This is a genomic window from Alishewanella sp. WH16-1 (assembly GCF_001441695.1).
GTDB classification, from domain to species: Bacteria; Pseudomonadota; Gammaproteobacteria; order Enterobacterales; family Alteromonadaceae; genus Alishewanella; species Alishewanella agri.
This window is the reverse complement of sequence record NZ_LCWL01000096.1, coordinates 36,955-63,755: the sequence shown is the minus strand read 5'-3', so window position 1 is coordinate 63,755 and position 26,801 is coordinate 36,955. Positions and strand designations below refer to the sequence as shown.

22 protein-coding genes and 2 tRNA genes are annotated in these 26,801 nt (G+C 50.5%); 12 read left to right on the top strand and 12 right to left on the bottom strand.

Annotated features, from left to right (window positions below):
- Window positions 1-37: 37 nt before the first annotated feature.
- Both AAY72_RS09235 and AAY72_RS09230 read left to right on the top strand, forming a co-directional pair.
- Window positions 38-1,411 carry a cytochrome ubiquinol oxidase subunit I gene (locus AAY72_RS09235; RefSeq protein WP_057787025.1) on the top strand — a complete coding sequence of 458 codons (1,374 nt, stop codon included), beginning with the start codon at window positions 38-40 and terminating at the stop codon, window positions 1,409-1,411.
- Window positions 1,408-2,412 (top strand): cytochrome d ubiquinol oxidase subunit II, encoded by a 1,005-nt coding sequence (locus AAY72_RS09230; RefSeq protein ID WP_008606588.1) that lies wholly within the window; start codon window positions 1,408-1,410, stop codon window positions 2,410-2,412. Before AAY72_RS09235 ends, AAY72_RS09230 begins: the two co-directional genes overlap by 4 nt.
- Before the next feature lie 321 nt (window positions 2,413-2,733).
- On the opposite strand, the gene AAY72_RS09225 is transcribed toward AAY72_RS09230, so the two are convergent.
- The 3 genes from AAY72_RS09225 to AAY72_RS09215 form a co-directional block, all read right to left on the bottom strand.
- Window positions 2,734-3,048 carry a DUF3240 family protein gene (locus AAY72_RS09225; protein WP_057787023.1) on the bottom strand — a complete coding sequence of 105 codons (315 nt, stop codon included), beginning with the start codon at window positions 3,046-3,048 and terminating at the stop codon, window positions 2,734-2,736.
- A gap of 16 nt (window positions 3,049-3,064) precedes the next feature.
- Window positions 3,065-4,099: a sodium-dependent bicarbonate transport family permease gene (locus AAY72_RS09220; protein WP_057787021.1), complete on the bottom strand. Its 1,035-nt coding sequence runs from the start codon at window positions 4,097-4,099 to the stop codon at window positions 3,065-3,067.
- Window positions 4,100-4,277: 178 nt separating this feature from the next.
- Complete coding sequence (locus tag AAY72_RS09215; RefSeq protein WP_057787019.1) at window positions 4,278-6,392, bottom strand: TonB-dependent receptor; 2,115 nt, start codon at window positions 6,390-6,392, stop codon at window positions 4,278-4,280.
- Between the two features lie 155 nt (window positions 6,393-6,547).
- On the opposite strand from AAY72_RS09215, the gene AAY72_RS09210 reads away from it, so the two are divergent.
- The gene (locus AAY72_RS09210) at window positions 6,548-8,458 is read left to right on the top strand and encodes an alkaline phosphatase D family protein (protein WP_057787017.1); all 1,911 of its coding nucleotides are present in this window, start codon (window positions 6,548-6,550) and stop codon (window positions 8,456-8,458) included.
- 203 nt (window positions 8,459-8,661) lie between these two features.
- Here AAY72_RS09210 and AAY72_RS09205 read toward each other — a convergent pair whose 3' ends face one another.
- From AAY72_RS09205 to hutH, 3 genes are all read right to left on the bottom strand, one after another.
- Complete coding sequence (locus AAY72_RS09205) at window positions 8,662-9,030, bottom strand: PH domain-containing protein (protein WP_008606587.1); 369 nt, start codon at window positions 9,028-9,030, stop codon at window positions 8,662-8,664.
- A 162-nt stretch (window positions 9,031-9,192) separates the two neighbouring features.
- Complete coding sequence (locus tag AAY72_RS09200) at window positions 9,193-11,193, bottom strand: urocanate hydratase (protein ID WP_057787015.1); 2,001 nt, start codon at window positions 11,191-11,193, stop codon at window positions 9,193-9,195.
- Window positions 11,194-11,206: 13 nt separating this feature from the next.
- Window positions 11,207-12,712: a histidine ammonia-lyase gene (hutH, locus tag AAY72_RS09195; RefSeq protein WP_057787013.1), complete on the bottom strand. Its 1,506-nt coding sequence runs from the start codon at window positions 12,710-12,712 to the stop codon at window positions 11,207-11,209.
- Window positions 12,713-12,831: 119 nt separating this feature from the next.
- Between hutH and AAY72_RS09190 the strand changes: the two genes are divergently transcribed.
- On the top strand, window positions 12,832-13,734 hold the full coding sequence (locus AAY72_RS09190) for a LysR family transcriptional regulator (RefSeq protein WP_008606584.1): 903 nt from the start codon (window positions 12,832-12,834) through the stop codon (window positions 13,732-13,734).
- A gap of 38 nt (window positions 13,735-13,772) precedes the next feature.
- On the opposite strand, the gene AAY72_RS09185 is transcribed toward AAY72_RS09190, so the two are convergent.
- From AAY72_RS09185 to AAY72_RS09165, 5 genes are all read right to left on the bottom strand, one after another.
- Entirely contained in the window at window positions 13,773-14,147 is a 375-nt protein-coding gene (locus AAY72_RS09185; protein WP_057787011.1) for a VOC family protein, read from the bottom strand.
- Between the two features lie 264 nt (window positions 14,148-14,411).
- Window positions 14,412-14,487 (bottom strand) — tRNA-Gly (locus AAY72_RS09180).
- A gap of 96 nt (window positions 14,488-14,583) precedes the next feature.
- Window positions 14,584-14,670, bottom strand: a tRNA-Leu gene (locus AAY72_RS09175).
- A gap of 63 nt (window positions 14,671-14,733) precedes the next feature.
- Entirely contained in the window at window positions 14,734-15,264 is a 531-nt protein-coding gene (locus tag AAY72_RS09170) for a TIGR00645 family protein (RefSeq protein WP_057787009.1), read from the bottom strand.
- An 83-nt stretch (window positions 15,265-15,347) separates the two neighbouring features.
- A complete protein-coding gene (locus tag AAY72_RS09165; protein WP_057787007.1) occupies window positions 15,348-16,673 on the bottom strand; it encodes a hypothetical protein in 1,326 nt (441 codons plus the stop codon).
- A gap of 372 nt (window positions 16,674-17,045) precedes the next feature.
- Here AAY72_RS09165 and leuA point away from each other — a divergent pair, with 372 nt between their 5' ends.
- The 4 genes from leuA to leuD are packed head-to-tail and all read left to right on the top strand — an operon-like array spanning window position 17,046 to window position 21,716.
- Window positions 17,046-18,632: a 2-isopropylmalate synthase gene (gene leuA / locus AAY72_RS09160; RefSeq protein WP_057787005.1), complete on the top strand. Its 1,587-nt coding sequence runs from the start codon at window positions 17,046-17,048 to the stop codon at window positions 18,630-18,632.
- Window positions 18,629-19,705, top strand: a complete 1,077-nt coding sequence (gene leuB, locus AAY72_RS09155) for a 3-isopropylmalate dehydrogenase (protein WP_057787003.1) — start codon at window positions 18,629-18,631, stop codon at window positions 19,703-19,705. The genes leuA and leuB overlap by 4 nt, the downstream gene beginning before the upstream one ends.
- Window positions 19,705-21,117 (top strand): 3-isopropylmalate dehydratase large subunit, encoded by a 1,413-nt coding sequence (gene leuC, locus AAY72_RS09150; RefSeq protein WP_057787000.1) that lies wholly within the window; start codon window positions 19,705-19,707, stop codon window positions 21,115-21,117. Before leuB ends, leuC begins: the two co-directional genes overlap by 1 nt.
- The gene (gene leuD, locus AAY72_RS09145) at window positions 21,114-21,716 is read left to right on the top strand and encodes a 3-isopropylmalate dehydratase small subunit (protein ID WP_008950354.1); all 603 of its coding nucleotides are present in this window, start codon (window positions 21,114-21,116) and stop codon (window positions 21,714-21,716) included. Before leuC ends, leuD begins: the two co-directional genes overlap by 4 nt.
- 28 nt (window positions 21,717-21,744) lie before the next feature.
- Here the strand turns inward: leuD and AAY72_RS09140 are convergent, their stop codons facing one another.
- Window positions 21,745-22,698, bottom strand: coding sequence for a hypothetical protein (locus AAY72_RS09140; protein ID WP_057786998.1), 954 nt, complete (start codon window positions 22,696-22,698; stop codon window positions 21,745-21,747).
- A gap of 145 nt (window positions 22,699-22,843) precedes the next feature.
- On the opposite strand from AAY72_RS09140, the gene AAY72_RS09135 reads away from it, so the two are divergent.
- The 4 genes from AAY72_RS09135 (at window position 22,844) to AAY72_RS09120 (ending at window position 26,724) form a co-directional block, all read left to right on the top strand.
- Complete coding sequence (locus tag AAY72_RS09135) at window positions 22,844-23,476, top strand: trimeric intracellular cation channel family protein (RefSeq protein WP_057786996.1); 633 nt, start codon at window positions 22,844-22,846, stop codon at window positions 23,474-23,476.
- A gap of 13 nt (window positions 23,477-23,489) precedes the next feature.
- Window positions 23,490-24,860: a lyase family protein gene (locus AAY72_RS09130; protein ID WP_057786994.1), complete on the top strand. Its 1,371-nt coding sequence runs from the start codon at window positions 23,490-23,492 to the stop codon at window positions 24,858-24,860.
- A complete protein-coding gene (locus AAY72_RS09125; protein ID WP_057786992.1) occupies window positions 24,853-25,476 on the top strand; it encodes a YigZ family protein in 624 nt (207 codons plus the stop codon). The genes AAY72_RS09130 and AAY72_RS09125 overlap by 8 nt, the downstream gene beginning before the upstream one ends.
- Window positions 25,477-25,554: 78 nt before the next feature.
- Window positions 25,555-26,724, top strand: coding sequence for a DUF418 domain-containing protein (locus AAY72_RS09120; protein WP_057786990.1), 1,170 nt, complete (start codon window positions 25,555-25,557; stop codon window positions 26,722-26,724).
- Window positions 26,725-26,801 lie beyond the last annotated feature (77 nt).

Below are 26,801 nucleotides of genomic sequence, written 5' to 3'. Positions count from 1 at the left end.
TTTTTGCCACCTGTTGTTCTGTTGTAGTGAGGTTGCCATGTTAGACACCCTGTTGCTGTCACGCATTCAGTTTGCGGCCAATATCAGTTTTCATATCCTGTTCCCAACCATTACCATCGCCCTGGGCTGGTTGCTGGTGTACTTTAAAATCCGCTTTGACCTGTCACAGCACCCGGTGTGGATGCGCGCCTACCGCTTTTGGGTCAAAGTCTTTGCACTGACCTTTGCACTGGGTGTAGTCAGTGGCATTACGATGTCGTTCCAGTTCGGCACCAACTGGCCGGGTTTTATGGAGACAGTAGGCAATATTGCCGGCCCGTTACTGGCCTACGAAATCCTGACCGCCTTTTTCCTCGAAGCAACCATGCTCGGCATTATGCTGTTTGGTTTTAACAAGGTACCGCGCTGGCTGCATACGCTGGCCACCTTACTGGTGGCAATAGGTACTACGCTGTCGGCATTTTGGATCCTGGTGCTCAATTCCTGGATGCAAACTCCGGTTGGCTTTGAAATGCGTGATGGCGTAGCGCATGCCACTGACTGGCTGGCGATAATTTTTAACCCCTCCTTCCCGTATCGTTTTACCCATATGCTGCTGGCGTCGGCACTGACGGTCTGCTTTTTGGTAGCCGGTATTTCTGCCTACCGGCTATATCGCGGTGACAATAAAAAAGCCCCGCGCCTGACACTAAAAACCGCCCTGTTTACCGCTGCTGTGCTGGCCCCAACCCAGGCCTTTGTTGGCGACCTGCACGGTTTAAATACCTTAGAGCATCAGCCACAGAAAATCGCTGCGATGGAAGGAATTTGGCATACCCAGCAAGGCGCGCCACTGGTGCTGTTTGCGATCCCTGATGCTGAAACTCAAACTAACCGCTTTGCGCTGGAAATTCCAAAACTGGCCAGTTTAATTCTGACTCACGATTTAAACGGTGAGCTGAAAGGCATTAACGAATTTCCGGACGCACACCCACCGGTGGCGCCGGTGTTCTACAGTTTCCGGGTCATGGTGGGTATCGGTGTATTAATGCTGGCCGTGGCCTGGTGGTGTAGCCTGCGGTTGTACCGAAAAGGCGAATTATCACCGCTGCAATATAAGGTATTAATCGGCATGTCGTTCTCCGGTTGGATCGCCACCCTGGCCGGTTGGTATGTGACCGAAATCGGCCGCCAGCCATACCTGGTATATGGTGTGCTAAAAACCAGTGACGCCGTGACCACTGTGGCCAGTGAGCAGGTTGCCTTAACGCTAATCATGTATCTGGCGCTGTATGTGGTGTTACTGCTGGCCTATGTTAAAACCTTATTCTGGCTGGCAAAACGGGCGATTGAGGTTGAGGAATATGACCTGTCGCTGCCAGGCCTACCGGAACAGAAAGCCAAACTCGCCAATGAAGGAGTCGAAGCATGAATTTCCTGACTGCAGAAAATCTGGCACTGGTGTTCGCCGGCCTGACAGCACTGGCGGTACTGCTGTATGCCATCCTGGATGGTTATGACTTGGGCGTGGGCATAACGCTGCCGATGCAGCAAGAAGCCTGGCGCGATACCGCCATTGCCTCTATTGGTCCGTTCTGGGATGCCAATGAAACCTGGCTGGTGCTGGCCGTCGGCTTGCTGCTGGTGGCTTTTCCGGCGGCGCACAGTGCGATTCTGCATGCGCTGTATTTGCCCGCCGCCTTGTTGCTGATTGGCTTGATCTTACGCGGTGTCGCCTTTGATTTTCGCGCCAAAGTAAAACCGGAGCGGAAAATCCGCTGGGACTGGACCTTTAAATTTGGCTCCTTGCTGGCAACCTTTAGCCAGGGCTTTATGCTGGGTATCTATGTTATGGGGCTGGAATACAGCGTTGGCAGTGTCGTGTTTGCCAGCTTTAGCGGCCTCTGCGTTACCGCCGCCTATGCGATGATTGGCAATGCCTGGCTGATAGGCAAAACCAGTGGCGATTTACAGCGCCATGCTATCCGGCAGTGTAAACTGGCCGGGGTTTGGACCTTGGCCGGTATTTTGGCCGTCAGCGCCATCAATCCGCTGGTAAATGCTAATGTGTATCAGGTTTGGACCGAGCCGCCACTGGCCTATTTATTTGCCGCCATTCCGCTGCTGTGTTTTGCGATGTTCGCGCTGGGTTATTTGGCTTTAAAACGGCTACCGCTGCCCGATGATCGCGGCGCCTGGCTGCCGTTCTTTATCTGTAAAGTGATCTTTGTCTGCAGCTTTGTCGGCTTAGCACTCAGCTTCTACCCCTTTGTGGTGCCGAACCAGATGACACTGTATGAAGCGGCCAGCTCCAAAGAGTCCCTGACCATTATTTTCTTCGGCGCTGTTGTGGTCATTCCGATTATCGCCGCCTATACCGCGGTTGCCTATTATGCGTTTCGCGGTAAGGCAGATGGTTTGAAGTATTACTAATAAGACAATGAGAGCGCTAAGCCATTTTTTGTAAGGCTAATGGCTTAAACCCAAAATAGGAAAAGTTGGTGATCACCATAAACACAGCAGCCCTCCATTTTTGAGGGCTGCTGTCAATGTTTAAAACACGTTTAGGCGACTGCGCCACCTCTTCACAGAATGGAGCCTACGCCCCACAATCGTCATATCTCAGGGCGATAGCAGTGTTGTACCAGAAAGGAGCAACAGCTGAAATACCAGAATAACCCTGGCCACAGCAGCAAAGCTTACGATAAGCCAATTTAGGAATAATCGACTTTTAAATATAGCCAGCTAAGTTACCTAAAACTTTTGCGGTCTGAAAATCCACACTTCGCTGAGGCTAACAATGCCAGGCTGGGTGTCAAAAAACTCCTGAGTGATCTGCTCAGCAATCTGTTCAGCTTTTTGCTGATCTTTCACAATGACCTCAATTTTCATCAGATGTAAGGCATCGATAATTGAAGCATGCTGCGCTGGGTGCAGGTGTAAAGAGCTATTGCCGCCCGCTTCGAAAATACTGTAACCCTTGGCGCCAGCCTCTTCTAATAACGCGATGAGATCTTCTTCCAGCACCTTTTCCGCAATAATATTAATTTGATAAGCCTGATATTTCATAATGGACTCCCGCGCCTTAAAACACGACTTTCGCTAATTCGGTGAATAATGGAATACAGACGGCAATCGCAATCGGGGTACCAATACTGGTTGAGGAACCAATATAAGCGGAAGGATTTGCCTTGGGTATACCCGCCCTGAGTGTCGGAGGGCCTGAAATATCCGAACTTGACGCTGCCATCACCGCTAATAGTACGGTCCCGCCTGCACTAAACCCAGTTAGATGATGCGCTAAATAGCCCAAGCCAAAGCCAATAGCACCATGCGCAATTGGCGCTGCAATCGCATAGACGACGTACCAATGCGCCACTCTGCGTAGTTCACTTAAACGCTGCCATGCTTCAATACCCATAATGAGCATTAGAATTGATAAGAAACCGCGGAATACTGGTTCATAAAAAGAAGCATATACCGGTTCCGGTTTGGCGAATAAGCCAATTAACAACCCTAATAATAACGCAGTAAGCGCTGAACCTTGTAAGCTATCGATAATAATTTCTTTAATTGAGATAGGCTTACGCACTGATTTTTGGGGTTTATCCGCCGTAGCCTCGGCCATCGCTTGCTGCCGATCACTGGCTAAGCGGCCTAACACTATTGCCAATATTAAGGCTGGTATGTCCATAAAGGGGTAGAGTGCCGATACCCAGGCTTCGTACTCCATACCAATATCATCTAAATGCAGCATCGCAGCGGCAAAGGTAGAGGCTGAAACCGCACCAAACAAGCCGGCCGTGGCTAAGGCATCAGTTTCTTTCACACCAGGTAATTTTGCTAAGGTGTATTTACCTAACAGCACAATTAACACACCAGCTATGACGGCAAAAAAGGCAGGAAGTAGCAGTGCAGCAAGGTTAGCATTACGGATTTCCATGCCGCCTTGTAAACCAATTTTTAGCAGCAAGACGATAACAATAAATTTGTAGACAGGCTCTGGAATGGTGAGGCGACTTCCGAGTGCCGCAATCAACATACCGCCAAGTAGAAATGCCAAAGTTGGTTTTTGTAGACCAACGATAAAATAATCCGCGACTGTTAGTAATATATCCATTTTCACCTCAAACTACTCTACGCGCCAGCATAGAGGCTAATCGATACTGTGGCAAACTGAACAGCAGGATACTAACTGATTTTGCTCACTCCCATGTTAATTCTTACTGTAAAAAACCCCAGTACAAAACCGGGGTTGCTATACAGAAGCTTACTTTAAGCCAAATTAATACCGGGTGTTACAGACTAAATCTGAAACCGATATAAGCCGTTCGCTCGGCTGCGGGTTCAATGCCGTCAGTTCTAACCCTGCTATAATAATTTTCGTCTAACAGATTGTTTACGCCAGCGAATAAGGACCAACGTTTTGACAGTTCATACTCGGCACTCAAATCTACCACCTGATAGGATGGTATCTTGGCATCAATAGTTGCCGTACCTGTACCACGAGGCAGATTGGAATCTTGCCAGTACTGATCACCAACCAGCGTCAGGCTGAGCGCAGCAGTCAAGCCATTACTTGCATAGTTAAGCCCGGTACGTACCAGGTAATCTGGTGCAAAAGAGACTTTATTACCTACCAGGCTAGCGTTTGTACTACTTGTTATTTCTGCATCTAACCAAGAGCCGTTCGCGAAGGCAGTAAGATTATGACCAGGCGATAATGCAAAAGCATACTGCAGACTTAGCTCAACACCCTGATGACGTGAATCACCACTGTTTACCCGCTCAATATCGGTGATATTAACTTGAATTTGTTCAATTTTATCCTTGAAATCAATACGGAACACACTGACATCGAAAGCAAATTGCTCGGTAACTTGGCTACGATAGCCTAATTCGTAGTTCATCGCTTTCGATACTGAAGGATCATTAGAACCTGCCAACTCAGACGTTGGATTGATTAAATCATCAAAGCGTTGTGGCCGGTAAGATTCTGAAATATTGGCATAGACTTCAGCAGTATCAGACAGCTTCAAACCTGCGCCTAAACCAAATAACAGCTCATTAAAGGTCCGATCCAAATCAATGGCATCACGGTTTAAACTGGCGCTTTTCACCACTTCAACCATATCATAATTCAGACGCTCATAGCGTACCGCCGGTACTAAGCTAATGTTGCCAAAGCGGAACAGGTTTTCGACAAACAGTGCGGTATAGGTGGTAACACGATCTTGCTCAAAACGAAGGTCAGCGGCATTTTGAGCGTCAGAGGTCAAATCACTATTGCGGTGCTGCGTACGAGGACTGTCACCACTAAAGCCAGATGTACCTGCAGTTAAAATATTATTTTCACCCCAGGCTAAGCTATAACGCAGATCGTAACCTAGGTTACGGAATTGCTGCTCGTCAACCGTTGTCGAAGAAGGTGGATTTGCAGGCGGAACAAAGGCGCCTGAACGACGGCTAAAACGATCCATCGCTAGATACCAGATTTTTCCGTTAAGGCTGGACGCTGCATCTAACTGCTGCTCGTAAGTTAAGCTTGCTAGCGTTTGGTCAATTTTAACACGGTTAAACGGTGTTTTAACCAGATCACGGTTGTTCGCAAATTCAGCCGAGGTTAAACGGCCGGCTTCACCCGAGTCAGAGCTATACACATCTAAATTAGCTCCGATTTTGATATCTTTGAAACCTTCGTAACTGAGTCCTAAGTAGCCAGAGCTAACATCAAAATCTTCGTTATTACGTGGGCCATCGGCACGACGATGATCAAATGAGGCCATAAAACCGGTATTGCCTTGTGACCAACGCGCTTCATTATAGGTGCTGTACATAGCATCGCTACCCACAGCATGCTCAGTCACTATGCGGGTTTCTGCTTGTGCAGAGGGGCCACGAGTAACAAAATTGACTACTGGGCCGATTTGCGGGCCGTAAAGTAAGCCTGAGCCACCGCGAATAAACTCTACACGTTCAATGCGCTGACCACCTGGCATATAGTACATGGTGGCATAACCAAACAGGTTGGCAGCCAGTGGCACATTATCTTGATAAAAGGCCACAAATTCAGATTCGTGCGGGTCACCCAAGCCACGATAATTAACATTGTAGATGCTGGGGATCTTCTGCTCTGAGACAAATAGACCCGGTAAAGTAGCAAACATTTGGCGTAAGTTAGGTTCAATCAGCGTTGGCTGTTCACTGAGTTCAACGACTGAAGTCTTCTTGCCCGCAAAGATCCGACCTTGCTGTATATCTGGCAGCTTGTTGCCGCTATCTGCTATTTGCGCACCGCGTACCTCCAGAACTTCGATTTGCGACTGCTTTTCTTGCGGCTCTGCCGCATGACTTTGCAAACTGCAAATAGCTAACGCCAGCGCCACGTGCTGTGCAACCCGATTTACTTTCATTCTTACCACCTCTTTAGTAATACCAATATAATCACAAATGCGAAACATTACTATTTTCAATCAATACGGATCACAAGTAAATAAACAAAGATGAACTTTTTTTGAGTTGTCGCTGTTTAATAGGAATCTATGGCTAGTTAAAGAATACTTTCAAAATGACGTCACCTGTAACCGTTTGGGCAGGCCCAATCCTTCGCCGACTGCAACCCAATCGAATAACTATTTGGTTGGCAACGGCAGAACCTGTTACCCCAGAGTTAACACTGTTCACTGACAGTGGTTTGTACCATACTTTACCCGCTTCCGTATTGTCTGCCGGTCATCAACAAATCAAAGCGGGAGATAATCTTCATTTTCAATTATTTGACCTTAAACTTGAGATTAGGTTACCTGTCCAGCAGGCTATTTATTACAACCTGCAGTTGAATGGTCAAGGCTGGCAACAGTGGGCACCTGATCTAAATTTTACTCCACACTCTCATCCATTTTTTGTGCTCCAGCCGAAGTTAAGTAGCTTATTACATGGTTCTTGTCGTAAGCCACACTTTGCTGCTGCCGATGGCCTACTGAGAGCTGAGCAACTATTAGCCTCCACATCAATCGACGATTGGCCCGCCGTACTCATGCTCAGTGGTGACCAAGTGTATGTTGATGACGTGGCGACTCCTATGTTGATGGCGATCCACCAGTTCATACCAAGGTTGGGTTTACCCGATGAGTCACTGCATAATGCCGACGTCTCACTGGCAAGTACCTTGCATAGCAAGAGCCCCTACTATCTGAAACGAGAGACTCTGCTGCCCGATGATAAAAAAAGCAGCAAAGTACTCGAGCAGCTGTTTAAGGGTGCACGTAAGCCCGTTTTTACCTCCGACAACGCGCATAACCACCTAATTAGTTTGGCTGAAATGTTTGCGATGTACCTACTGGTGTGGTCACCCGTTGGCTGGCAGCAGCTAACTAGCCCTCGCGACTTAAACCCTCCTGCCGATTTGAATACCAAACAATGTCAACAGTTTATCCGCCAGGCTGAAGTACTGGATGCATTTATCGGAGGCCTTAGCGCTGTACGCAGACTGCTGGCACACTTACCTGTAGCAATGATTTTTGATGATCATGACATTACCGACGACTGGAATCTTACCGCTGCATGGGAACTCGCAGCTTACCAACATCCATTATCTAAGCGAATTATTGGCAATGCCCTACTCGCTTATTTGCTATTTCAGGGTTGGGGAAATTGCCCGGAACAGTTTCCTGCAACCTATCTCTCAGACATCCAGCAACAATTATGCTCTCCCGGAAGTAACAGCTACGATGTAATGTTAGACCAATTGCTGCGCTTCAATCATTGGTATTATCAGTGGCCTACTGAACCAGCTTTAGTTGTGCTGGATACCCGAACCCAAAGATGGCGCAGTGAACGTTCCATTCACAGTCCATCAGGTTTGATGGATTGGGAGGCATTGATCAATTTGCAACAAAAGCTAGTTGGTTTGGATGCAGTGGTGTTAGTTTCGGCCGCGCCGATTTTTGGAGTTAAGCTGATCGAAGCGATACAACGTATTTTTACCTGGCTTGGTAAACCATTACTGGTGGATGCAGAAAACTGGATGGCACATCGTGGTACCGCCTATACGCTGCTTAATATGTTCCGCCACCCGAAAACACCAAAGCATTTCGTGATTCTGTCGGGCGACGTGCACTACTCCTTTGTTTACGACATTCGTCTACGGTCGCAAACAGGCAGTCCGGCTGTCTGGCAAATTACCAGTAGTGGGCTGAAGAATGAATTTCCCGGCAAGCTACTGCAAGTCTTTGATCGCTTAAACCGCTGGCTTTACTCTCCGCGCTCTCCACTCAACTGGCTGACCCGTCGTCGCCGGATGTTGATTACGCCACACCAACCAGAATCTGCACAGCCGGGCGAACGCTTGCTTAATGCGGCGGGTATTGGTTTAGTAAAATTAAATGAGGATGGCTCACCAGCAGAGGTCATTCAACTTTGCGCTGATGGTCGCAATATTGAGTTTAAACTTTACGAAGATGAGGCCAGATGGCACTAGCCATAAGGCTATGCCGGACCTCCCGCAATCCGATTTAGCAGCGCTTGTTATACTTCAAGCGGCTTTATAAGACATGCCGAATATCGCCGCCTATACCGCGGTGGCCTATTATGCGTTTCGCGGTAAGGCAGATGGTTTGAAATACTACTAAGCTTTTCCTGGGCGTTACCTTGCGTAGCGCCCATTTTTTGTGGGCCTTTGTGCTACAACGAATGCTGCGCGATATATTTGGCTATCTCCACTATCGCGGTTTTACCGGTAAATTCAAATTTTACCTTGCCTACTGCTGACAAATAAATTTCCAGCTCGGAGTCCAAATCGAAGGTGCCAGAGGTTTCGACCGAATAGGCGACAATGTTCTTATAGGGGATAGAGGTGAAATCTTTTTTGCTACCGGTAATGCCCTGAACGTTGACCACAATCAGCCGTTTTGTCGTAAACACCACGCCATCACGCATGGATTTATAGGCGTCAATTATGGTCTCACCATCCAGCAGCAGCGCCGCCACCTGGTCTGCATAGTCACGGTTTTGTTTTAACTTAAAAAAACCCTTATTGTTAAAATCAATCATCTTTCATCCTTAATCATTATGGTCCAGTGCCAGTTTGGCGTCCTCAAACAACGTCAGATAGTCGTTTTGCTCTGTCAGCTTTCTTCGTTATAACTAACTGACAAAGCGCCTGAGGGCGCGGTGAGTTAATACGCCGATTTTTTTATTGTCCTGTGCACCGGGCTAGAGTGCCAGCCCGGCAATAACATCGTCATCAACCCGATTGGCCAGTGTGACTTTTAACTTCGGTGTTCTGGCCATTTCGCGTTTGATCGCAAAGTCTGCCTCAGTATTACGCGCCCAGCTGCGCCGCGCAATACCGTTATTAACATCGAATAGTAGCATTGATTTTAAGCGGCGATCGGCATCGGTAGTGCCATCCAGCAGCAAACCAAAGCCACCGTTGATCACTTCGCCCCAACCAACGCCACCACCGTTATGAATAGACACCCAGGTAGCACCGCGGAAGCTGTCACCAATCACATTATGAATCGCCATATCGGCAGTGAAACGGCTACCATCATAAATGTTCGAGGTTTCACGAAATGGCGAGTCAGTACCGCTGACATCGTGATGATCGCGCCCCAACACCACCGGGCCAATCTCGCCACGGGCAATGGCGGCATTAAAGGCAGCGGCAATTTCCATCCTTCCTTCGGCATCAGCATATAAAATCCGCGCCTGCGAGCCTACCACCAGCTTGTTTTGCTTGGCGTCTTTAATCCAGGTGATGTTATCCTGCATTTGCTGCTGAATTTCCTCAGGTGCCTCAGCCATAATGCGCTCAAGCACCTGGGCTGCAATAGCATCGGTCTTATCCAAATCTTCTGGCTTACCTGAAGTACAGACCCAGCGGAACGGGCCAAAGCCGTAGTCAAAACACATCGGGCCTAAAATATCCTGCACATAGGATGGATATTTAAAATCGATACCATTGTCGGCCATTACAGCGCCGCCGGCGCGTGAGGCTTCAAGTAAAAAGGCATTACCGTAGTCAAAGAAATAAGTGCCCTTTGCGGTATGCTTATTCACCGCGTCAGCATGGCGTTTTAATGTCGCCTGCACTTTGGCTTTAAACAGCTCTGGCTCGTCACGAATTAAGCGATTCGCTTCGTCGTAGCTGATACCGACCGGGTAATAACCGCCCGACCAGGGGTTATGCAACGAGGTTTGATCTGAACCCAGATGCACAAAAATATCACTTTGATAGAAGCTTTCCCACACCTCCACCACGTTACCAATATAAGCAATGGACACCACTTCTTCATTGGCCTGCGCCTGCTTTACCCGGGCAATCAGCGCGTCCATATTATCGATTAACTCATCAACCCAGCCTTGCTGATGGCGCTTGGTAGCGGCTTTGGGGTTTACTTCGGCACAGACGGTAATACAACCGGCGATATTACCGGCTTTGGGCTGAGCGCCGCTCATACCGCCTAAACCGGCAGTTAAGAAGATTTTCCCCTTCGCACTTTCGCCCTTTTGTAATACTTTACGAAAGGCGTTCATCACCGTGATGGTGGTACCATGCACTATGCCCTGCGGGCCAATATACATATAAGAGCCGGCCGTCATCTGGCCAAATTGAGTGACGCCTAAAGCATTAAAACGCTCCCAGTCATCCGGCTTGGAGTAGTTCGGGATCATCATACCATTGGTAACTATCACCCGTGGTGCCTCTTCCGACGATGGGAATAACCCCATAGGATGACCAGAGTACATGTGTAATGTCTGATCGCCTTCCATCTCGCTTAAATACTGCATAGTTAAGCGGTACTGCGCCCAGTTTTGGAATACCGCGCCATTACCACCATAGGTAATCAGCTCTTGTGGGTGCTGCGCGACTGCAGGGTCCAGATTGTTATCAATCATCAGCATAATAGCGGCAGCTTGCTGGCATTTTGCCGGATAATCACTAATTGGCCGTGCTTTTAGCTCGTAGTCCGGCTTAAAGCGGTACATATAAATACGGCCAAAATCGTTAAGCTCTTTGGCAAACTCTGGCGCTAGCTCCGCATGCCAGGCTTTAGGGAAATAACGCAGCGCGTTACGCACAGCAAGTTGTTTTTCCGCTTTAGTTAAAATGTCTTTGCGCTTCGGTGCACGATTGGCGTCTAACGGGTATGGCTTGGCCGCAGGTAACTCGGCCGGGATACCTTGCTTAATCTGCTCTTGAAAAGTCATCATCCGTATCCTCTTAATTCAATGCAAAGTTAACGGTAAAAGCCTGGCTTTTCACCAGCTCTATCATGGCGTCGATATCGGGTTTTAACAGACGATCTTCTTCCAGCTTGGCCACTTTACTGCGAATGAGGGCAAAATTTTGTTCAATGATATCGGAGCATTGATGCGGCCGGCGAAACTCAATGGCTTGCGCCGCATACATCAGCTCTATCGCGAGGATTTTTTCCAGATTGCCCAGGATCTGGTTTAACTGACGGCCAGAGATACTACCCATCGACACATGATCTTCCTGCCCCATAGAGGTAGGCACACTGTCGGCCGAGGGCGGGAAGCACAAAGATTTGTTCTCGGTTACCAGCGCCGCCGTGACATATTGCGGAATCATCATGCCGGAATTTAAACCACCGGCTTTGGTTAGCAAACGCGGCAAACCGTGTAAGCCTTCTAATAGTAAATAGCAGCGCCGGTCAGAGATATTGCCCAGCTCCGCCGCCGCAATAGAGGCATAATCCAGCACCATCGCTAGTGGCTGACCATGGAAACCACCGCCGGAAATCGCTTCTTCGCTGCTGATGACGATAGGGTTATCAGTAACCGAGTTCATTTCTATCTCGGCCAGCTCTTTTAAGTGGTAGTAAGCATTACGCGACGCGCCGTGTACCTGGGGAATACAGCGCAGCGAATAAGGGTCTTGTACCCGGGCGCAGCCGGTGTGCGAGGCCATATTTTCTGAATCTTTAAACAAACGACGCATACGGGCAGCGACTTCAACATTGCCGGCAAAGGCGCGGATTTGGTGCAGCTCAGCACGAAACGGCGAACCACTGCCCTGCATCCCTTCAATACTCATGGCACCGGCAACATCGGCTAAATCCAGCAGGTAGCGCATCTTGGTCAACGCGGTAATAGCATGCGACAAAATAAACTGGGTGCCGTTAATCAAGCCCAGCCCCTCTTTGGCCTGCAGTTCCAGCGGCACTAAACCATGTTGCGCCAGCGCTTCAGCGGCACTGATAGTGCCACGGCCGTGCCAGAACTCACCTTCACCAATCAGCGGTAAGAATAAGTGCGACAGCGGCGCCAAATCGCCTGATGCCCCTACTGAGCCTTGCTCCGGCACCACCGGAATTAAGTCCAGCTCAAGAAACGTCAGCATGCGTTCAACCACTTCCAGGCGCACGCCAGAATAGCCCTGGCTTAACGCATGTACTTTGGTGATCAACATTAATTTTGAAATAGCTTTGGCAATTGGTTCGCCTACGCCAACCGCATGGGTGATTAGCAGGTTTTTTTGCAGCAGCGCGGTTTCTGCTGGCGAGATTTGCGTATCGCAAAGCGGGCCAAAACCGGTATTAATACCATAAATAGCTTTGTCCGATGTGGCCATCACCTCAACGTTGTTGCGGCTTTGATTAATTCGGGCGATGGCTTCTGCACACAACTCAGCTTTAATAGTGCCATCGGCGATACCGTTAACGATATCTAAATCCAGCCGGTCGATCCCGTAGCGAAATGTCATCTTGTGCTCCTAAAATTCTGCGGATCTTTATTAGAGCCATGCTAGCTTGCACAGGTTGTTTTATAAATACATAATATTCGTAACTTATTCCGGCTTTATCGAACTAAAGAGCAGCGCCCATGCAAGTACAAGATGTCGACCTTAGATTACTCAGAGTGTTCGTCACTATTGTCGAGTGCGGCGGCTTGTCGGCGGCTGAGTCACGGCTGAATATTGGCCGCTCTACTATTAGCGCGCATTTATCTGACTTAGAAATCCGTTTAGGGGTAAAACTGTGTAAGCGGGGCCGCAGCGGTTTTGAGCTGACCGAGCCAGGCCGTATTACCTACCAGGCCTCATTAGAGTTACTACAGCAATGCGAAGCCTTTGCCAATACCATTGCCAGCTCGAAACAGCAGCTGTCCGGCCGGGTCAGTATTGCTATTATCGACACCCTGGTCAGCGATCCACACTGCAAAGTGGCGCAGGCCATTGCCGCGCTAAAAGACAAAAGCGATAACATTCAGTTTGACTTGTATGTGTGTGAAGCGCGTGAAGTGGAAACCGCCGTCGCTAACGGCCGCTCTTTATTGGGCATTGGCGTTAGCCGCCATCAGATCCGCGGCCTGGATTACACACCGCTGCACTATGAAACCAATTATCTGTACTGTGCTGCTGGCCACCCGCTGTTTAACTGCGCCGAGCAAGACACCGAAAAGTTGCTGCAACGGGCAGAAGTTATTACCAGCAATTATCTGCGCGATAAAGAGCGCCGTAACGATGGTTTGCACTACCCAAACAGCGCCATTGCTTACCACGATGAAGGTATCGCCCACCTGATTTTAACCGGTAAGTTTATTGGCTATCTGCCAGAACACTACGCCCGTTACTGGGTAGACAAAGGCCTGTTTAAAGCTATTTTACCGGCAAAATATTCATACCAAATTCCGCTAATGCTGATAACGTCAAACCAGCACGCCAATACGCCATTGGCGCAGGCGATGATTAAGCAGATTAAACGCAGCCATGCTGTCAAACTATAGTTTCAGCTTAAGTTGGTGTGTTGTAGAGCAATCAATCGCTATCTTCTTTCTTCCAGTAACGCCAGTAGATTAGCGTCAGGATCACGCAAAAAACTTAACCATAACTCATGATCCGGCATCTTTGCTGCTAATTGCGGCAATCGCTCATTTTGCGCGCCGGCAGCAACAAGGCTGGCATGCGTTGTTTCGATATCTAAAACTTTAAAATACAACACAGAGTTCGCCCCAACCTTACCAGCGCCCTGTGGCGTACTCAGCATAATACGGACACCATCCGCATTAAGAAATGCCAAATTGGGGCCGGCACGGAACAGCAACTCCAGCCCCAGCAGATCGCGGTAAAAGCCAAGTGCCGTATCCACATCGCTTACCGTCAGCGCAATTTGTGCGATCGTAGAAAGCTTTATTGTCATGCCCATCGTCCTGTTACGCCGCTAATGCTTAACGTGTTACGCTAAAGAATAACCTGGGTTTGCGCAATATTTTTATTGGTGCTTGCATCTTGGGAAGATTGCGGGAAATGAAGTATTACTGCGGCAGGAGTCAGTTACCTTTTGATATCGCAGATCGCGTCTCCGGTACGCCAGCATACCGGAGACGGGAAGCGGTGTGGCTTAGCGTCAGCTTTGGCGTAAGAAAGCAAAAAAGCCGCTGTTAAAAGCGGCTTTTTCGGAATTTGGAGCGAGTTACGAGGTTCGAACTCGTGACCTCGACCTTGGCAAGGTCGCGCTCTACCAGCTGAGCTAAACTCGCATTATGTTGCACATTTTCTACACATCGCAATCTGGTATTGCCTGTGGTTCTTACCGCTGCCTGATTAAAAATCTATTTATAATCAGCAGCTTTAAATGGTGCCCGGGGCCGGACTTGAACCGGCACGGGGTTTCCCCCGAGGGATTTTAAATCCCTTGTGTCTACCGATTTCACCACCCGGGCATACTGTGCGTGGGCACCGACAGAACGGCGCGCATCTTAATTAAGGCTGCGCCGATATGCAAGTTATTTCTGTGGGTGATCAGGCACAACAATTTTCGGGTCTGGTTTATCGCGTAAGATTTTATCCAGGTAACCCATCGCAAAAGCAGAGATGACAAAGGTAATATGGATTAACAGGTACCACATAATCTTGTCATTCTCGATTTGCTCAGTATTCATAAATACCTTCAACAGGTGAATCGACGAGATGGCAACAATAGAGGCCGCGACCTTATTTTTCAGGGAATTAGAGTCGAGCTTACCCAGCCAGCCCAACTTATCGTCGTGACCATGTAAGTCTAAACGCGAGACAAAGTTCTCATAGCCGGAAAACATCACCATCACAATCAGGCCGCCAACCAGGGCGATATCGATCAGGCTTAACGTAATCAGGATCAGTTCCACTTCTTTCATACTAAAAATCAGCGGAATAAAGTGAAACACTTCCTGGAAAAATTTAATACCCAGCGCCAGCAAGCACAAGCTTAAGCCAAGGTAAATTGGCGCCATAATCCAGCGCGTGGCATACATTAAACGTTCAAAATAACGTTCCATAACAATTCCTGTTAAAATATCTTGCTCAATAATGGGGGCGCGCCGCGTAGCTTCAAGCCTGACGCGGCCGCGTTTTTACTCTGTTACCAGGCTAATGAAGATGGCAGTTTCGGCGTCGATAATAAGCTAATAAAACGCTGCCAACGCTCATCTTCGCTGCTTGCCTGCTCGACATACTGTTTTACCAGATCTTTGCCCCAGTTATAGTTAATCACATAGGCGCCGTAACTTCTGACAAAACGTAGCCGCTGCCGCGCTTCGGCCTCACTTTGCAACAAATATTGCTGTTGCAGCGCAACAAATTGTTCTTCGTCAATCTCGCCATTTAGCAATAAACGGGCGATTTCATTACCGGCATAACTAAGGCGTGCCATCAGTTTTAAAAAGCGGTCGTAGCTGGCGGCCTGCGATGGATCCAGCCCGGCTAACGGGTAAAGTACGTCGCGTTCAAACGCCAGTTTTTGCTCACCGGGAAAGGCGATATCAATACCATAGTTGGCGGTGCCTTCCGCGATTAACGACTGCGGGCTGAATAGCGCATAAACACTAAACTCCACCCAGTTACGCTGTTGTTTTAGCTCGGTTTCCAGTAGCGCATTATAGGTGTGATGGCCGGGGTAGCCCTCGTGACAGCCCAGATCGACAGCGCGGGAGATATCAATCGGCCGCTCGGTATTAATCTGGATCAGACTATAAGCCTTGCCCTGATACCAGTTATAACCGCTCCAGGGTTTGTCGGTCACAAACTCCAGCGTAAAATTCTCCTGCGCCGGCAAGCTGATGCGCTGTAAGGTCCGGTCGCGGCATTCCGCGATCGCCCGTTCAAACACCAGCTGTAATTTATCCGCCGGAATAACAAAATTTTTGCGATAGGCCACGACCCGCTCGGTCAGGCTGCCCTCGCCGGGTACCAGTTGTTCCAGCTCAGCCAGCACAGGGGCAAAGCTGCTAAGGTCCTGCTGCGGTGGTTGGGTATCGTAGAGTTCGCTAGCTTGTTGTTCAAAGCTGGCCGCAGTGCCGTTTTGTAGCGTATCGGCATGGCTAATCAGCGCCGTTAGCTGCCGCTGTAAATAATGCAGCCGCAACTTTAACATCGCATCCGTTTCGCTATGCGCCTGTAACGCATCGCGCAGCAACTGAGCTTCAGCAAGTAGCTCTGGCAGGGGCTGCGGCTGCTGTTTTACTGCCTCGGCCCATTCGGCCGGGCCATAATAGGCATCCACATAGTTGCTATCATATTGGCCGAGCGCCAGCACCAGTTTCACATAGTGCTCGGCGGCTTCATCCAACACGGCAACACTGACCGCCGCGGCCGGCTCAGTGTTTAAAGGTGCGGCGGGTTTATCACAGGCCGTCAGCAACAGAGTGCTGCACAACAGCGCAGTTAAAGGTTTGAATAGGGTTTTCATTCGCAATCCTGCAATGGGAAGAATGTCGGCTAATCTAGCGGTGAGTCAAAGGTTACGCAATATGCGTTGCCTTATGCGACTAAAGTTTCTGCAAAAATTTATCCATTTAGCCATCTATACTGTTGCAGATAAAAAATAACCATGGTATTACTAATGGCGTTCTGCAACTTCGACTTTAAAGGCAGTAAATGATTTCTTCGGTATTAGTGCGTTTCAATAGCCTCCTCCTCGTGCTCCTCTGCGCTGCGCGGGGCCGTGCTTATTGGTGAAAAACCCTTACCGATAAACCTAAAACCCCGTGCCTAAGGCCGGGGTTTTTTGTTTTTATCCCGGCAAGCAGTACGCCACGATTTGATAACATAGGATTGCGTAATGAGTGCTGATAACAAAATCTGGATCTTCGATACCACCCTGCGTGATGGCGAGCAGGCACTGCGTGCCAGTTTAAGCCAGAAGCAAAAAATCCAGCTGGCGCATGCCATTGCCCGCTTAAATGTCGATGTGATGGAAGTCGGCTTCCCGGTGTCCAGCCCCGGTGATTTTGATTCGGTACAGCGTATCGCGCGCGAAGTAAAAGGCCCGATCATTTGCGGCCTGGCGCGGGCCGTTGCAGCCGATATTGAAGCCTGTGGCGCCGCGTTAAAAGATGCGGAACGCCGCCGGATTCATACCTTTATTGCCACTTCCCCGCTGCATTTGCAGTACAAGCTGCGCAAAACCCTGGCCGAAGCCTCAGATCAGGCAGTCGCCGCCATTAAACTGGCCAGCCGCTATACAGATGATATTGAGTTCTCCTGCGAAGATGCCGGCCGCACCCCGATTGATGATTTATGCTGGATAGTCGAGCGTGCCATTGCCGCCGGCGCCACCACCATTAATATTCCGGATACGGTCGGCTATACCATTCCCAATGAGTTTGCCGCCATTATTCATGCGCTGCGTAACAAGGTGCCAAATATCGATAAGGCGCGCTTAAGTGTGCATTGTCATAATGACCTGGGGCTGGCGGTGGCGAATAGTATCAGCGCCATTCAGGCCGGCGCGCGGCAAATTGAATGTACCGTCAATGGTATTGGTGAGCGGGCCGGTAACTGCTCGCTGGAAGAAGTGGCGATGATTATCAATACCCGCAAGGATATTTTAGCGCCGCTGTATACCGACATCAAAACCACCGAGATTTACCGCAGCAGCCATCTGGTCAGCCAGATCTGCAATATGCCAATCCAGCCCAACAAAGCCATCGTTGGCGAAAATGCCTTTGCCCACAGCTCGGGTATTCACCAGGATGGCGTGTTAAAAGCACAAAGCACCTACGAAATTATCTCGCCTGAACAGGTCGGCATCCGCCAGAACGAATTAAACCTGACCTCGCGCTCGGGCCGTCATGTTATTCAGCACCGCTTAGCTGAGCTGGGTTACACCAAAGACGACTACGATCTGGAAGCGGTGTACAGCAGCTTTGTCGCACTGGCTGATCAGAAAGGCCGGGTGTTTGATTACGATTTAGAAGCCCTGGTGTTTTTCCAGAACCTGCAGGAGCAGGACGAGTTCTACAAGCTGGAGTTTTTAAGCTCCTCGACCCATACCGGCCATGTCGCCAGCGCCACAGTAGGCTTAAGTTGCGGCGGCAAGATCTTTACCGAAGCCGCCACCGGCAATGGCCCGGTCGAAGCCGCGTTTCAGGCGGTACAGCGCATTAGCAAATTACAGATCCGGATGGTCGATTTTAACCTGTCGGCGAAAGGCAGCGGCGAAGACGCCCTGGGTCAGGTCGATATTATTGCCGAACATGAAGGGCGACGCTTCCACGGTGCCGGTTTGGCCACCGATATCGTCCGCGCCTCAGTGCTGGCCTATGTGCATGTGCTGAATATGATCCAACGTGCCCAAACCATCGACGCCCATAAACAGGCCAAAGCGAACGAATCCCAAATTAAACAAGCAGCAGGTGAGATATGAGTAAGCATTACAAGATCGCGGTATTACCCGGCGATGGTATCGGCCCGGAGGTCATGGCCGAGGCGATTAAGGTACTGCAGGTGGTGGCGGATAAATTTCAGTTCCAATTAACGTTAACCGAAGCGCTGGTTGGCGGCGCCGCCCTGGATGCCACCGGCGTACCACTGCCGCCGGAAACGCTGGCACTGTGTAAAGCCAGCGATGCCATTTTATTTGGTTCCGTCGGCGGCCCGAAGTGGACTGGCCTGGCACCGGATATGCAGCCCGAGCGCGGCTCTTTGCTGCCACTACGTAAAACCTTCGACTTATTCTGCAATATGCGTCCGGGGCAAATTTATCCGGCCTTTGCCGACTTATCGCCACTGCACCCAAGGGTCAGCAGCAAAGGCATGGATGTGCTGTGTATCCGCGAATTAACCGGCGGCATTTATTTTGGCGAAAAGGGTCGTAGCGGCGACACTGCCTTTGATACCCAGCGCTATAGCGTGGCAGAAGTGACCCGCATTGCCGAAGTAGCCTTTCAGGCGGCGCAAAAGCGCGGCAAAAAAGTCACCTCTATTGATAAAGCCAATGTACTGCAAACCAGTATTTTATGGCGCGAAACGGTGGAACAGGTGGCCAAAAACTACCCGGATGTCACGCTCGAGCATATGTATATCGACAATGCGGCGATGCAGCTAATCCGCAGCCCACAGCAGTTCGACGTGATGCTGTGCGACAACCTGTTCGGCGATATTTTATCTGATGAAATTGCCGCCATCGCCGGTTCACTGGGCCTGTTACCGTCGGCCAGTTTAAATGGCAGCGGCTTTGGCTTATACGAACCTGCCGGTGGCAGCGCGCCGGATATCGCCGGCCAGGGTATCGCCAACCCTATCGCGCAAATATTAAGTGCCGCTTTAATGCTGCGTTACAGCTTTGGCGAAGATGCCGCAGCGCAGGCAATTGAGCGCGCGGTGCAGCAGTGTTTAGAGCAGCACATCGTCACCCGTGATATCGACCCGAAATCTACTTATGGCACCGCCGCCGTTGGCGCGGCCATTGTCGCCACCTTACAGCAGGAGACACACTGATGGGCCAGACCCTGTATCAGAAAATTTACCACAGCCATGTGGTTGGCAAATTAAACGCCAGCACCGACTTATTATTTGTCGACCGGCATTTAATTCATGAAGTGACGTCACCGCAGGCGTTCTCCGGCTTAAAACTGGCTGGCCGCGCGGTGCGCCGCCCGGATCTGACATTTGCTACCATGGACCATAATGTTTCTACTCAACGCCGCAGCCTGGATGCGGCCGGTGAAACCTCGCGCAAGCAATTAGAAGCCCTGGCCGCCAACTGTGATGAGCACCGTATTCCACTGCTGGATCTGACCCACCCCGATCAGGGCATAGTGCATGTGATTGGCCCGGAGCAAGGCTTAACCCAGCCGGGGATGATTATTGTCTGTGGTGATTCGCATACCTCGACGCATGGTGCTTTCGGCGCTCTGGCTTTTGGTATCGGCACCTCGGAAGTTGAACACGTGCTGGCCACCCAAACCCTGCCACAGCAGCAAGCGAAAACCCTGAAAGTGGAAATTAGTGGTGAACTGCCGGCCCATGTTACGCCTAAAGATGTGATCCTGGCGGTAATTGGCAAATTAGGTACGGCTGGCGGTAATGGCTATGTCGCCGAGTTTTGCGGTAGCGCCATTCGCGGCATGAGTATGGAAGGCCGCATGACACTGTGCAATATGAGTATTGAAATGGGTGCCAAAGCCGGTTTAATTGCCCCGGATGACACTACCTTTGCCTATTTAAAAGGCAAAGCCCATGCGCCACAGGCTGAGCATTGGGACGCTGCCGTTAGCTATTGGCAGAGCCTGCATTCTGATGCCGATGCCGTATTTGATAAAACTATCAGCCTGGATGCCAGCAGCATCAGCCCGCAAATTACCTGGGGCACTAACCCTGAGCAGGTGATTGCCGTTGATGAGCCGATCCCGGCACCGGAAAGCTTTAGCGACGACACCAAGCGTCAGGCTGCGGAACGCGCCCTGCAATATATGGGCTTAAGCGCCGGCCAGAAACTGACCGACTGTGCTGTTGATGTGGTCTTTATCGGTAGCTGCACCAATAGCCGGATTGAAGACTTACGTGCCGCCGCCAGCGTCGTGCGGGATCGCAAGGTCGCGCCCGGCGTGCGGGCCTTGGTAGTACCGGGCTCCGGCGTGGTCAAGCGGCAGGCCGAGCAGGAAGGTCTGGCCGAGATCTTTAAACAAGCGGGCTTTGAATGGCGGGAACCGGGCTGCTCAATGTGTCTGGGTATGAATGACGATCAAGTCGCCGCCGGTCAGCGCTGCGCTTCCACCAGTAACCGTAACTTTGAGGGCCGTCAGGGCCGTGGTGCCCGTACGCACTTAGTTAGCCCAGCCATGGCTGCCGCTGCCGCCATCGCCGGTAAGTTTGTTAATGTCGCCCGTTTAGAAGGAGCCGCCCAATGAGCCAGATTTTTAAACAAGGCCTGGTGTGTCCGCTGGATAAAAATAACGTCGATACCGACCAGATTATTCCCAAGCAGTTTTTAACCTCGGTGAGCCGCGATGGCTTTGCTGAAGCGCTGTTTTATGACTGGCGTTATCTGGCTGATGGCGCCGCTAACCCGGAGTTCGTGCTGAATTATCCGCAATATCAGGGCGCGTCAATTTTATTAACCCGCGCCAACTTTGGCTGTGGCTCGAGCCGCGAGCATGCGCCCTGGGCACTGCAGCAATACGGCTTTAATGTGATTATTGCCGAAAGTTTTGCCGATATTTTCTTTAATAACAGCGTAAATAACGGCATGTTATTAATTACCTTAAGCAAAACCAATATCGAGCTGTTGTTTAACCGCTGTGCCCAGGGGCCGCAGCAGTGGCAGATCGATCTGGCAAGCCAGGAGATCCTGTTCGGCAATAATGCAGCGATGGGCTTTAATATCGACCCGGATATTAAACAGCGCTTACTCTCCGGGCTGGATTTTATCGGCTCCAGCGAGCAGTTAAATCCCCAGATCGCCGCCTTTGAGGCGCAGCGGCGTAGTAACTTACCCTGGTTGGGTTAGCGTTAGCCGTGTCGCAGCGAAGCCAGCATTAGTTGGCTTCGACCAGTAAACCGGTAAAGGCCACCCACTGTTCGGGGGTGGTCAGTTCCTCTGCCAGCTCACCGCTTTGCAGCTGCTGCCAGGTCAGCGGCCGCTGTAAATTAAAGCTCAGTTTTACCCGCTGTGGGTTACTGATAAACAGCAGCAAATTCTCGCGAATGCGCTCAGTGACCAACTCAGTACTTTGCACATAGAGCTCCAACTGCGGTTTAATCGCAGCCAGCTGTGCGGTAGCCGGCTGACTGGCCAGTACCGGCTGTAACTTTTGCAGGTAACCATTATTTTCCAGCGTAAATTCACCACTTTGCAGGGTTAAACTGGCAAAGGCTTGCTGCAAACGGCTTTTGTAGGCCTCACTCTGGCTAAACTCTTGCTGTGCCGGTACATCCATGGCTGCCAGTTCATTTCCGAGCTGCCATAACGCCTGCACGCCACCCAGCTGTAACTGAATATCCAGTTGCAGGCTTTGCTCAATTTGCAGTTGTTGCTGCAACAGCAATTGGTCTTGTGCTGGCAGATACTGATAGCGGTAGTCGAGCCATAACGGCGACTCGGCCAGTAATTGCGCCGCCTCTGGCGGTAACATCAGTTGCACCAGATCGGTCAGCCGTAATTCCTGCACCCGCAGTTGGCCTTGCTCGGAGAGCTGCCCCGGTTTAAAACCACGTAAACTTAGGCGCCCCACTTCGGCCACCGCGCCGACACCAGCCACTTTCAGCTGCAAGCCAGATAAGCGGTAATGGTCCCGCCAGAAATTGGCGCGAATGCCACTGTATTTCAGCTCTACCGCCGGCATCAGCCCCTGTTTCGCCATTTCAGCGTAGGAGGTATTTAACACATCAATTTGGCTGGCAATCAGTTTTTCGGCCTGATAATTCACATAAAAATAGCTGCCTGCCGCCAGTAGCAGGGCTCCGACCGAGAATAACAGCGTTTTTTTCATAGGCTTCGAAAACTATTCCGGAAAATTGCGCAGCCTAGCACAGGCCTGGCATCGCAATAAAGTTTTGACAGTGTTATTTTAAGCAACAAGGTGCTGCTTAAAGCAGACTGTGTCAATTGTGCTAAGTTCGCCAGGGAATCGCAAAATGCCGGAATATTTTTTATGGTTTGATTTATTGGGCATCGCCGTGTTTGCGATTTCCGGTACCTTAGCGGCCTGGCGCAATCATATGGATGGCTTTGGCGTGATTGTACTGGCCAGTGTTACGGCGATTGGCGGCGGTACCCTGCGCGACCTGATCCTGGATGTGCCGGTGATCTGGATTAATAATAATACCTATTTTTATGCCATCTTTGTTGCCGCTATTGGCACTATCCTGCTGGTACGTAACCGGCTGACCATTCCCAATAACACCTTACAAATTGCCGATGCCTTTGGTTTGGCGTTCTTTGTGATTATGGGTACCCAGAAGGCGCTGGATCATGGTACCTCCAGCATGGTGGCTATTATGCTCGGCACCATGAGTGGCGTCTGTGGCGGCATGATCCGCGATGTGCTGTGCCGGGAAGTCCCGATGGTGTTTCGCGGCGAACTCTATGCGGTAACCTGTATTTTCGGCGGCATTATCTACACCTCGTTACTGGCATTGGCAGTACCACAGCTGTATGCGATGTTGGCGGGTATGCTGGGCTTGTTATTACTGCGCTTAGCCGCCATTAAATGGCATATTACTATTCCAGTTTTTGGCAAACACCACCAGGAGTTAAACGAACCCTGAGCGGAGGTAGAAAATGGCATTTCGGTTAGAACGCGACTCAATGGGAGAACTGCAGGTACCGGCAGAGGCGTTGTATCAGGCGCAAACCCAGCGCGCGGTGCAAAACTTTCAGATTAGCCGCAAGCCAATGCCAGTGGGATTTATCAAAGCCTTACTGCAGATTAAAAAAGCCGCAGCCCTGACCAATGCCGAACTGGGTTTACTGACTGCAGCGCAGGCTAAAGCAATTAGTCAGGCGGCTGAGCAACTCCTCAACAACACCGACTTAAGTCAGTTCCCGGTGCCGGTGCTACAAACCGGCTCGGGAACCAGCAGCAATATGAATGTGAATGAGGTGCTGGCGACCTTGGCCAGTGAGCTCAGCGGCGCCAAAATTCACCCTAATGATCAGGTGAACCTGGGGCAAAGCAGTAACGATACGATACCAACCGCGATCCAGCTCAGCAGCTTGCTGGCGTTACAACAGCAGTTACTGCCGGCGATTCAGGGCTTGCAGCAGGCGATCAGTGAAAAATCTGCCACTGTTGGCCATATTGTTAAAACCGGTCGCACCCATTTAATGGATGCGATGCCCGTGACCTTCGCGCAGGTACTGGGTGGCTGGCACAGTCAGTTGCAACATGCCACACAACAACTACAGCAGCAGATACCGCTATTAAGCCAACTGGCGCAGGGCGGCACCGCGGTAGGAACCGGCATTAACGCTCACCCCGGGTTTGCGGCGAGGTTCGCCCAACAGCTCAGTAAGCAAACCGGTCTGAGGCTGAGCGTCAGCCCGGATTTTTTCTTTAACCTCAGCTCGCAGGACGGCGCCCTGGCGTTATCGGGTTGCCTGAAAACATTGGCCGCCGCCTTACTAAAGATCGCCAACGACCTGCGCTGGATGAATTCCGGCCCCTTAGCGGGTTTAGCGGAAATCAGCCTGCCGGCGTTGCAGCCAGGCTCGTCAATTATGCCCGGCAAAGTGAACCCGGTTATTCCGGAGGCCGTTGCTATGGCCTGTGCTCAGGTATTTGGCTGTGATACGGCGATTAGCATCGCTGCGCAATCCGGCAACTTTGAACTTAACGTGATGTTGCCGCTGGTGGCCGATAACTTACTGCAAGCCATAGCTTTACTCAGCGGCAGTTGTGACGCACTGGCCAACCAGGCCATCGCCGGCTTTACCGTCAACGAGCCACATATTACGGCCAGTCTGGCGCAAAACCCGATCCTGGTTACTGCACTTAACAGCCGCATCGGCTATGAACAGGCAGCGCGTATTGCCAAGCAAGCCTATCAACAACAGCGGCCTATTCTGGATGTTGCCGCTGAACTCACTGATATCAGCCGCGAAGAACTGGCGACGTTACTCGACCCGCAACAGCTAACCAACAATGTCTGACATTAAATCCTATACTGTCCTCTCCAGCGCCGTTGAACACCGGTTGCTGGAGAAAAACAGCGAGTTTATTACCTTCTTGCAACCGGTAAGCGATCGTGAACAAGCACTGCACTGGCTGCAGCACTACCGCGAACACTACAAAGACGCGGCCCATGTCTGTTGGGCATACATTATTGGCAATACCCGCCAGCCGCAGACTCAGGCCTTTAGTGATGATGGCGAACCCAGTGGTACAGCAGGCAAACCGATACTGCATGTACTAACCGAGCGCGAACTGGGGAATTGTCTGGCGGTGGTGGTACGCTATTTTGGTGGCATTAAGCTCGGCGCCGGCGGCCTGGTCCGCGCTTATTCCGCAGCGGTATCGCAAGCAGCACAACAGGCTATGTTAACCATAGTAAGTCCGCAAAGTCTGCTGCGGATCGCTGCAGACTTTGCTTTAGAAGCCCGGATCCGTCAGTTATTGGCGCAGTTTGATGCCACCTTACTGGATGTCCAGTATCAACAGGGTGTTGCATTATCCGTCAGCCTGGCTGCCGCCGACCTGGCAAGTTTTAAGTTGCAGCTGCAAGAGCTCTGCGCCGGCGCCGTCTCGCTAACTGAACCGACAGCCTGAGTAAGCCCGGAGAGCTGGTATTTTGTAAAATTTATGTTATTTTGACACGGAAGATTTATTTGCCAGGGAGGTAACCTTATGCAACGACTGCAACAATTGGATCAGATCCGCGGCCTGGCCGTACTGGCGCTGATCCTAATCAATATCTATGCATTCGCCTTGCCGCCAGACTATAGCCACAGTCTGCGTTTACCGGGGATAACAGCCGGTAGCCTCGATATCTGGCTTTATAACCTGCAAACGCTATTTATTAAAGGCCGCTTTATCACACTCTTTAGTGTGCTGTTTGGTGTCAGTTTGTTACTGATCGTAGAAAAATATGGTACTGATTACTTACGTCGCCGCCTCTATTGGCTGGCACTGCTCGGTGCACTGCATGGCTGGTTTCTCTGGTTTGGCGATATTCTGCTCTGGTACGCCTTAACGGGCTTGTGGATCCTAAAGCGCAATTATTTCACGCTTGATAGCGCTCAACTGTGGCGTAAAGCGATACGCTTTTTTTTGATCGGCTTAATCCTGCCGTTGGTGCTGTCCATCATGATCCTGCTTGATAGCAGCGGAATCGCACCAGACTTAGCTGATACTGAAACCTTCGCACAACAAATCGCACTCTGGACTGGGCCCTACTGGCCGCAAGTTGTTGCCAATCTGACACATAGCCTGTTGGTAGCGCTGGTGTTTGTATTTTCAGCACTCTGGCATACTGCAGCCTTGATGCTACTGGGCATGGCGCTCTATAAAAGCCAGTGGTTTAACACCGGCTACAGTATGGGTATGACCTTTAAACTCTTTTTTGGTAGCCTGTTGCTTAGCCTGAGTATTGTTTGGCTGGATCAGGCTACAGATTATCTGTTCAGCTTAAATTCTATTTTGCCCTGGGCCTATCTGGCCGAGGTGATGATGGCTTTAGCCTTCGCCAGTTGGTTGATCCAGCAACGCGCTTCGCAGTGGCCACAACGCTGGCTGGCACCTTGCGGCAAGCTGGCACTGACACTCTACATCAGCCAAACCGTATTGATGGTACTGTTGTTCCGCGTGCTGCGGCCGGAATGGTTTGCCACCCTGGATAGACTGCAGCTAACGACTATCGCTCTGCTGATGCTGCTGTTACAACTGGGCTTTAGCCAACTTTATCTGCGTTATTATCAGCAAGGTCCATTGGAATGGTGCTGGCGCCGGCTAAGCCAAAAACCTGAGCAACCTGATAACACAAGCTCAGTCACGGCGAAGCCAGCAGACTCTAATTAATATTAGGGCGTGTTAACCTTTGCCGGTTGTTTTTGCCGCTGGGTGGCAGGTATTCCCCCTGGCACTGGCGGCTGTAT

Coding starts and splice junctions, on each gene's coding strand:
- AAY72_RS09235 (WP_057787025.1), top strand. CDS start 38: ATGTTAGACACCCTGTTGCTGTCACGCATTCAGTTTGCGGCCAATATC.
- AAY72_RS09230 (WP_008606588.1), top strand. CDS start 1,408: ATGAATTTCCTGACTGCAGAAAATCTGGCACTGGTGTTCGCCGGCCTG.
- AAY72_RS09225 (WP_057787023.1), bottom strand. CDS start 3,048: ATGAAATATCAGGCTTATCAAATTAATATTATTGCGGAAAAGGTGCTG.
- AAY72_RS09220 (WP_057787021.1), bottom strand. CDS start 4,099: ATGGATATATTACTAACAGTCGCGGATTATTTTATCGTTGGTCTACAA.
- AAY72_RS09215 (WP_057787019.1), bottom strand. CDS start 6,392: ATGAAAGTAAATCGGGTTGCACAGCACGTGGCGCTGGCGTTAGCTATT.
- AAY72_RS09210 (WP_057787017.1), top strand. CDS start 6,548: ATGACGTCACCTGTAACCGTTTGGGCAGGCCCAATCCTTCGCCGACTG.
- AAY72_RS09205 (WP_008606587.1), bottom strand. CDS start 9,030: ATGATTGATTTTAACAATAAGGGTTTTTTTAAGTTAAAACAAAACCGT.
- AAY72_RS09200 (WP_057787015.1), bottom strand. CDS start 11,193: ATGACTTTTCAAGAGCAGATTAAGCAAGGTATCCCGGCCGAGTTACCT.
- hutH (WP_057787013.1), bottom strand. CDS start 12,712: ATGACATTTCGCTACGGGATCGACCGGCTGGATTTAGATATCGTTAAC.
- AAY72_RS09190 (WP_008606584.1), top strand. CDS start 12,832: ATGCAAGTACAAGATGTCGACCTTAGATTACTCAGAGTGTTCGTCACT.
- AAY72_RS09185 (WP_057787011.1), bottom strand. CDS start 14,147: ATGACAATAAAGCTTTCTACGATCGCACAAATTGCGCTGACGGTAAGC.
- AAY72_RS09170 (WP_057787009.1), bottom strand. CDS start 15,264: ATGGAACGTTATTTTGAACGTTTAATGTATGCCACGCGCTGGATTATG.
- AAY72_RS09165 (WP_057787007.1), bottom strand. CDS start 16,673: ATGAAAACCCTATTCAAACCTTTAACTGCGCTGTTGTGCAGCACTCTG.
- leuA (WP_057787005.1), top strand. CDS start 17,046: ATGAGTGCTGATAACAAAATCTGGATCTTCGATACCACCCTGCGTGAT.
- leuB (WP_057787003.1), top strand. CDS start 18,629: ATGAGTAAGCATTACAAGATCGCGGTATTACCCGGCGATGGTATCGGC.
- leuC (WP_057787000.1), top strand. CDS start 19,705: ATGGGCCAGACCCTGTATCAGAAAATTTACCACAGCCATGTGGTTGGC.
- leuD (WP_008950354.1), top strand. CDS start 21,114: ATGAGCCAGATTTTTAAACAAGGCCTGGTGTGTCCGCTGGATAAAAAT.
- AAY72_RS09140 (WP_057786998.1), bottom strand. CDS start 22,698: ATGAAAAAAACGCTGTTATTCTCGGTCGGAGCCCTGCTACTGGCGGCA.
- AAY72_RS09135 (WP_057786996.1), top strand. CDS start 22,844: ATGCCGGAATATTTTTTATGGTTTGATTTATTGGGCATCGCCGTGTTT.
- AAY72_RS09130 (WP_057786994.1), top strand. CDS start 23,490: ATGGCATTTCGGTTAGAACGCGACTCAATGGGAGAACTGCAGGTACCG.
- AAY72_RS09125 (WP_057786992.1), top strand. CDS start 24,853: ATGTCTGACATTAAATCCTATACTGTCCTCTCCAGCGCCGTTGAACAC.
- AAY72_RS09120 (WP_057786990.1), top strand. CDS start 25,555: ATGCAACGACTGCAACAATTGGATCAGATCCGCGGCCTGGCCGTACTG.